We start from the raw sequence: 7,002 nt of genomic DNA, 5'->3' as shown, positions 1-7,002 counted from the left end.
AGCCCGTCGATGTCGGTGACGAACTGCGGGAGGGCGTTGAGCCGCGCCTCGCACCGCCGCCAGTCGTAGTCGGTGGCCCAGTACCGCGCGAGCTCCTGCATCGTGGCCAGCGGCACGCCCTGCGACGAGTCCGGCACCGTCTCCCGCTCGGGCCACACCGTCGCGGCGATGCGCCGGCGCATCTCGGTGAGCGCCTCGTCGGGCACGTCCACCCGGAACGGGCGGACGGCCCGGCTCGTCTCCTGCGCGACTGCACTCATGCTCTCGCACCTCTCCTCGCCATCTGGGGGAATCTGAACGGGCCGCTCGGGGCGGCTCCGAGGACGGCGCCGGCGACCCCGGAGCCGCCGGGCCCGTGATCAGCGACGCGGTTGGGGGACCTGGGGGGCGCGCACCGGACGGAAGGCGGCGCGGACCTCGGCCGTGAACAGCTCGGGCTCTTCCCAGGCGGCGAAGTGGCCGCCCCGGTCGGCCTCGTTGAAGTACGCGAGGGTGGGGTAGCTCTGCTCGGCCCAGGTGCGTGGTGTCCGCCAGATCTCGCCGGGGAACGTGGTGAAACCCACCGGGACCGAGACCTCCGGGGGTGTCTGGCCGACCGCGGCAGCCGCAGGCGCGTCGGGTCCGTAGCTCTCCCAGTAGGAGCGGGCCGCCGAGGCCCCGGTGCCGGTCAGCCAGTACAGCGTGATGTTGTCGAGCACGTGGTCCCGGGTGAGGTTGCCGGTGGGCTGCCCGTCGACGAAGGCGCGGGACATCTTGTGGTAGGAGTCGGTGTCGTGGTCGAGCATCCAGGCTGCCAGAGCGGCGGGTGAGTCGAGCAGGCCGTAGCCGATCGTCTGCGGCCGGGTGGCCTGCTCCAGGAAGTACGCGAAGCCGCTCGTTCGGAACGTGGCGATCGCCTCGAGCCCCGCGCGTTCCTGCTCCGTGTCCCCCGGGAGCGTGCGACTCAGTGCGGTGACGAGCAGGTTGAGGTGGATGCCGAGGAGCCCGTGGGGTGCCTGGCGACCCATCGCGTCGGTGACGCCGGCGCCCACGTCGCCGCCCTGGGCCACGTAGCGGGCATGGCCCAGGCGGCGCATCAGCTCCGCCCAGGCGCGACCGACGCGGGCGACGTCCCACCCGAGCTCGGTCGGCTCGCCGGAGAAGCCGTAGCCGGGCAGGGACGGCAGCACCAGGTGGAAGGCGTCCTCGGCGCGGCCGCCGTGCGCGGTCGGGTCGGTGAGCGGTCCGACGGTCTCCAGCAGCTCGACGACCGAGCCCGGCCAGCCGTGCGTCATGACCAGCGGCAGCGCGTCCTCGTGTGGCGAGCGCACGTGGATGAAGTGCACGTCCACGCCGTCGATCTCGGTGACGAACTGCGGAAGCGCGTTCAGCTTCGCCTCGCAGCGGCGCCAGTCGTACTCGGTCGCCCAGAAGCGGCACAGTTCCTGCATGGTCGCCAACTGCACGCCCTGCGAGCGGTCCGCGACCAGCTCCCTGGTGGGCCAGCGCGTCGACTCGATGCGCCGGCGCAGCTCGGTGAGCGCCTCGTCGGACACGTCCACCCGGAACGGGCGGATGGCCCTGCCGGTCTCCTCGGTGATCGCCGTCATGGCTGAGCCTGCCCTTCTCTGTGCGGAGTGGCCGTCATCGGGTGCGCGGGCGTGGCCGGCCCGAGCTGGAGGCGTGGGCCTGCGCGCCGGGCGGGGCCACGAGCAGGTCGGGTTCCCGCGCGGTGGAGCGGCGGACGCTCCGTCCCTCCGGTTCGTGTAGCGGCACGGTGTCCGGCTGCACCGTCCACTCGCCGGGAGGTCGGGTGGTTCGGGGTCGACCGTGGGCCGACGCCCGCACACGGCTCGGTCGTCGCGGGCCCCTCACGACGTGACGTCCGACCCGCCGAAGCGCTCGAGCCTGATCCGCGACGGGTCGTGACCGAGTTCCACGAGCGCCGTGGCCACGTCCTCCACGAAGGCCGTCGGGCCGCAGGCGAAGACCCGCGCCCCCGTCGAGGGCCCGAAGGCGTGTCGCTCCAGCATGTGGCCGTCGATGCGCCCGGTCGGCCCCCTCCAGTCCGCCGGCGCTTCCCGCGTCAGCGTGACCGTGGTCTCCGGGCTGAGGACGTCCTGGCCCAGCAGGTCGTCGCGCGTGCGGGCCGAGTACAGCAGCCGTACCGGAGTCGAGCTGCCGGTACGGCGGTGGTGGTCGAGCATGGCGAGGAAGGGCGAGACGCCGACACCTCCCGCCACGAGCTGCACCGGTCGCTGCGCGTCGTCCGCCTGCCCGCTCCGGTCGAGACCGGCCGACCAGACGAAGTACCCGCCGATGGGGCCGCGCAGCTCCACCAGGTCCCCGAGGCGCAGTTCATCGGTGAGGTAGCGGGAGACCTCGCCGTCCGGGAGCCGCTCGACCAGCAGGTGCAGCCGGGGGTCCTCGGGCGCGGAGGCGACCGAGTAGCTGCGCTGGGCCGTGTAGCCGTCCTCGGCGGTCAGCCTCAGGTCGATGTGCTGACCCGGCAGGTGCCCGCGCCACTCCGGGACGTCGAACAGCAGCCGGTGGACGCGTGCGGTCTCGCGGCGGTTCTCGAGGACCGTCGCCCGCAACCAGGTCAGTCGCCGCTGTACCGCTGCTCGCGCCATGGGTCCCCGCGATCGTGGTAACCGAAGGTCTCCCAGAAGCCCGGCTCGTTGACCGGGGTCAACGCGAACCCGCGGAGCCACTTCGCGCTCTTCCAGAAGTAGAGGTGCGGCACCAGCAGCCGCGCCGGCCCTCCGTGCTCCGGAGCCAGCGGCCGGCCGTCGTAGGTGTCGACGACCCACGCGCGCCCGCCGGTCACGTCGGCGAGAGGCAGGTTCGTCGTGTAACCCCCGTCGCAGAAGGCCACGAGGTGTGCGGCCTCGGTCCGGACCTCGGCCAGCAGCGTGTCGACCGCGACGCCTTCCCACCGGGTGTCGAACTTCGACCACTTGGTCACGCAGTGGATGTCCACCGCCACCGCCTCGCGCGGCAGGCGCTGGAACTCCTCCCAGTTCCAGCGCCGGACCCCGTCGACCGCCCCCTGGATCGTCAGGTCCCACTCGCTCAGGGGCGTCCGCGGGGTCGGACCGGCCGACAGCACGGGGAAGTGGCCGCCGACGTCGTACTGGCCAGGAGGTAGTCGCTGGTCCGTGCGCGGCTCTCGCCGCCCGAACCCTCGGGAGACCAGTGACATGGCGGCTCCTCCCGGACGTCACCTCGAGCAGTGCCGACCCTGTCCGGACCGACGGGGCGAGGCATCAGTCAAAGGACCACGACCACCGGTCAGCGGGCGACGGCGCTCGGCGGCATCTCCACGGTCGCGGGCGCCGTGCCGCTCAGCGCATCGCGCAGCGCCGCCCGCGAGCTGATGCCCAGCTTCGGGAAGACGCGGTAGAGGTGGGCGCCGACCGTCCGTGGGGACAGGTACAGCCGGCTGCCGATCTGCTTGTTGGACAAGCCGGAGGCCGCCAGCATGGCGATCTGGTGCTCCTGCGAGGTCAGGGCGACCGCTCCCCGCTCAGCGGGGGAGGCCCGATGGGTCAGCCCGGTCGCGCGGAGCTCGTTCCAGGCCCGGTCGGCCCACGGTCGGGTCCCCAGGTCGCGGAAGGTCTCCAGCGCCGCGGTCAGCTGCACGCGCGCGGCGTTGGTCGCCCGCGTCCGCCGCAGGTGCTCGCCGTAGGCGAGCTGCACCCGCGCGTACTCGAAGGGGTACCGCTCGGCCCCGGGGACGGCCAGGGCCCGCTCGAACCGCTCCGCCGCCTCCTCGCCCGACGCGACGACAGCCGCGGAGCCCGCCAGGAGGACGCCGAGCCTCGGTCGGCCGGTGAAGACCCTGGCCCGGCTCATGGCCGCCACGTGCGCTGCTGCCTCGGCGGAACGTCCCGTCCGGACCGCTGCCTCGACCACGTCCATCACCAGGCGCGGCGTGACCGGGGCGGACGGGGTGCGGCCACCGACCGGGCCGACGGCCGTGAGCTGCCGGTACGCCTCCTCGAAGTCACCTCGCCCCAGAGCGGCCAGTCCGCGGACGTGGTGGGCGAAGTCCTCGAACAGGTGGATCCCTCGCGGCAGCGACCACGCGAGGAGGTCGTCGGACAGGACCCGCACGGTCTCGTCGTCCCCCCGCGCGGCGGCCACCAGGGCCGAGCAGTAGACGCCGAACCGCGTGATGAGCCCGTACCCCAGCTCGTCCCCCCAGGCGATGCCCTCCTCGGCCGTGCGCACGGCCTCGTCCCAGCGGCCTGCGTCGAGTGCCTCGTGGCACAGCAGCACCAGGGCCTTGACGGCGGCAGCCGCCGCGCCGCCCTGCCGGCCGTCCCTGACCACCCTCCCGAGCGCTCTGCGGCAGTTGCCGAGGCGATCCGCGTACGAGGCGGCCATGCCGACCCGGACGACGAAGGTGGGATCGAGGGCGGCGTCCACCGAGGCGATCAGCTCGTCCAGCCGCTCGAGCACCGTGGCGGTCGCCCGGATCGGGTCGGCGAACAGGCTGCTGGACACCGACAGGACCGGGGGGACGTCACGTCCCAGAGCCGCCAGGGCCCGCTCCAAGGGCCGCCAGAGCTCGTCGCGACCACCGAGGTGACACACCATCACGAGGCTGTACAGCGCGTCCTCGACCGCGTCGGCCGGCGATCCGTGGTCGACGGCGTGCTCGACCGCCCGCACGAGGATGAGGTGTGCGCTCTCGACGTCCCCTTCCCCGTTGAGCAGGTGGTGGGCAGAGGCGACCGCGACCTCGAGGGATCCCGCCGTCCCGGGATCGGCCGTACGCGCCTCGCACAGCAGTCGGGGGACGGTCCGGAGCTCCCCGGTCGTGTCGGCTGCCACGAACGCCGCCGCGGCCAACCGGCGCGCCCGGTCCGGTCCGGTCGGTGTCAGTCCGGCCGCCTGGAGCAGGGCCCGGACGGCACGGACCGCGTCCCCTCTCCGTCGTGCCCGGTGCGCCGCGGTCTCGAGGAGGTCGGCGGCCGGGGCGTCGGACCCCACGACGGCCTCGGCGAGGTGCCGGGCGCACTCTTCCGGCCGGTCGACCAGCACGTGGGCCAGGGCCCCGTGAGCGCGCCGGATCTCTCCGCTGGTCGAGATCTCGACCGCCGCGGAGCCGATCAGCGGGTGCCGCAGCACCACGCGCTGACCGCCCAGGTCGATGCGCACGAGCCGAGCCCTCTCGGCCGGCGCGAGGTCGTCGAGCCACTTGTCGTCGGCAGCTGCCGCCCGCAGCGTCCGGAGATCGCCCGTCCCCTCGAGGGATGCGAGCAACAGCAGCCTCCGGGTCGCGGCGGGCAGGTCGGCGAGCTGCTGCACGAAGACCTGCCGGAGGTGCCTGCTCAGCGGTAGAGCCGGGGGGAGGGGGGCGGTACCGGTGCGCTGGGCCTCGGTCATGACGGCAGGCAGTTCCAGCAGGGCCAGCGGATTGCCCGCGGATGCCGACAGGACCCGCTGGCGGATCCGTGGGTCCAGGACGGGGAACCGGGCCTGCAACAGGTCCGCGGCGGCGTCCTCGTCCAGTGGTGGCACCTCGAGCTGGGGGAGACCGGCCCGGAGCAGGACGCTGTCACTCCCCGTCCGAGCCGCCGCCAGGAAGCCGACACGACTGCGGTGCACCCGGCGAGCGACGAAGCCGAGCACCCGGACGCTCGATCGATCCAGCCACGGCAGGTCGTCCACGACGATGAGGACCGGCCTCGACTGCGCGCCGCTCCTCACGAGGGCGAGGACGGCGGCCGACACCAGGAGCGGGGGCAGCGGGCTGCCGGAGCCCAGACCGAGGGCCACGTCGAGCGCCCGGCGGTGCGGCTCGGCGAGTGCGTCGACGTCGTCGAGAAGGGGGAGGAGGAGTTGGTGCAGCCCCGCGAAGCCCACCTCGGCCTCGAACTCGACCCCCGCCCCCCGCAGGACCGTGGCCCCCGACGCCTCGGCATGCCGCGCGGCGGTCTCCAGCAGGACGGACTTGCCGACGCCAGGTTCACCCGTCATCAGCAGCACGTCGTCCCGGGCGAGAGCACGCTCGACGAAGGAACGGAGCACCGCGGACTCGGCCGACCTCCCGATCAGCAGGACCCCGTCGGTCCGGTCGGACGGCGCGATGTCGGGCATGGCGCCCCTCCCATGCGTCACCGGGGATGCCGGGATGTCGAGACCTCGTGTGGTGGATGCCGTCGAGCTGGATCGAGGAGGCCTGGAGAGTGAGAGTCTCTCTCACCCGGCCGGAGGCAACCAGGGACTTCGGTCTCGGCGTGGGTCTGGCGCGACAGTCGGATGACGGATGCGCCGGCCACGACTGCGCTGCCACGGTCAGCAGACCGTGATCCGTCCTGGCCGGCGACGGGCAGGTGTGTACCGGCAGCGGGACGACCGACGACCGAGGTGGGACCCGGGATGGCGACCAGTCGCTCGAACGGATCGATCCGCCCGCCGACGATCCTGCCCGCTGACCGGCAGCCGGGCGGTGCACGATCATCTGTCCTCGTGCTCCGTCCCCGCGCCGAGGAGTGTGCACGAGACCCCGGGCCGGACCGATCGACCACGACCGGCCAGGCCGGCCGGATGGGAGGTGTGTCCCGTGACGGATGTCCCCGGGGCGCCTGAGCGGCGCCTGGACGGAAACGCGGCGGGTGGGGTGCTCGGCGAGGTCCTCGCCGTGGACCCGACCACGGCCGTCTCGACCTGCGTGCACTGTGGCGCCTCGGGGCCTCTGGGGCAGCACCTCGTCTACGCCGATGCCCCTGCGCTCGTGCTCCGGTGTCCGAGCTGTATGCAGGTGGTGCTCCGGTGCGCATCGGACACGGCGGGACTGCGCCTGGAGATGACCGGGGTGCGGCTGCTGAGGATGACCCGTGAGGGCAGCGGCTCGCTGTGAGCCGGAGGGGAGTCGCGGTCACCTGCGAGCCGCGATGAGAGCGGCCGCGGGGGGGGGGGGGGGGGGGGGGGGGGGGGGGGGGGGGGGGGGGGGGGGGGGGGGGGGGGGTGGCCGCGGGGCCGGCGCGCGGGGCGCTCGGGGCGCGGGTT

General features: G+C 73.8%; 6 protein-coding genes. 1 reads left to right on the top strand and 5 read right to left on the bottom strand.

Annotation, left to right across the window (positions count from 1 at the left end):
• The 5 genes from ACI78Q_RS23410 to ACI78Q_RS23390 form a co-directional block, all read right to left on the bottom strand.
• The coding region (locus tag ACI78Q_RS23410; RefSeq protein WP_456925881.1) for an epoxide hydrolase N-terminal domain-containing protein at positions 1 to 260 on the bottom strand (260 nt) is incomplete at its 3' end.
• A 99-nt stretch (positions 261 to 359) separates the two neighbouring features.
• Entirely contained in the window at positions 360 to 1,589 is a 1,230-nt protein-coding gene (locus ACI78Q_RS23405) for an epoxide hydrolase family protein (RefSeq protein ID WP_456925879.1), read from the bottom strand.
• 261 nt (positions 1,590 to 1,850) lie between these two features.
• Positions 1,851 to 2,612 carry a ferredoxin reductase gene (locus ACI78Q_RS23400; RefSeq protein ID WP_456925878.1) on the bottom strand — a complete coding sequence of 254 codons (762 nt, stop codon included), beginning with the start codon at positions 2,610 to 2,612 and terminating at the stop codon, positions 1,851 to 1,853.
• On the bottom strand, positions 2,582 to 3,184 hold the full coding sequence (locus ACI78Q_RS23395; RefSeq protein ID WP_456925877.1) for a molybdopterin-dependent oxidoreductase: 603 nt from the start codon (positions 3,182 to 3,184) through the stop codon (positions 2,582 to 2,584). The genes ACI78Q_RS23400 and ACI78Q_RS23395 overlap by 31 nt, the downstream gene beginning before the upstream one ends.
• A gap of 89 nt (positions 3,185 to 3,273) precedes the next feature.
• Positions 3,274 to 6,090 carry a helix-turn-helix transcriptional regulator gene (locus ACI78Q_RS23390; protein WP_456925875.1) on the bottom strand — a complete coding sequence of 939 codons (2,817 nt, stop codon included), beginning with the start codon at positions 6,088 to 6,090 and terminating at the stop codon, positions 3,274 to 3,276.
• Positions 6,091 to 6,259: 169 nt separating this feature from the next.
• Between ACI78Q_RS23390 and ACI78Q_RS23385 the strand changes: the two genes are divergently transcribed.
• Positions 6,260 to 6,853 (top strand): DUF6510 family protein, encoded by a 594-nt coding sequence (locus tag ACI78Q_RS23385; protein WP_456925874.1) that lies wholly within the window; start codon positions 6,260 to 6,262, stop codon positions 6,851 to 6,853.
• The last annotated feature ends 149 nt before the right edge of the window (positions 6,854 to 7,002 follow it).

The organism is Geodermatophilus sp. SYSU D00705, from assembly GCF_054050135.1.
Note: the sequence above shows the minus strand (reverse complement) of the source record. Positions and strands in the feature narration are given on the sequence as shown.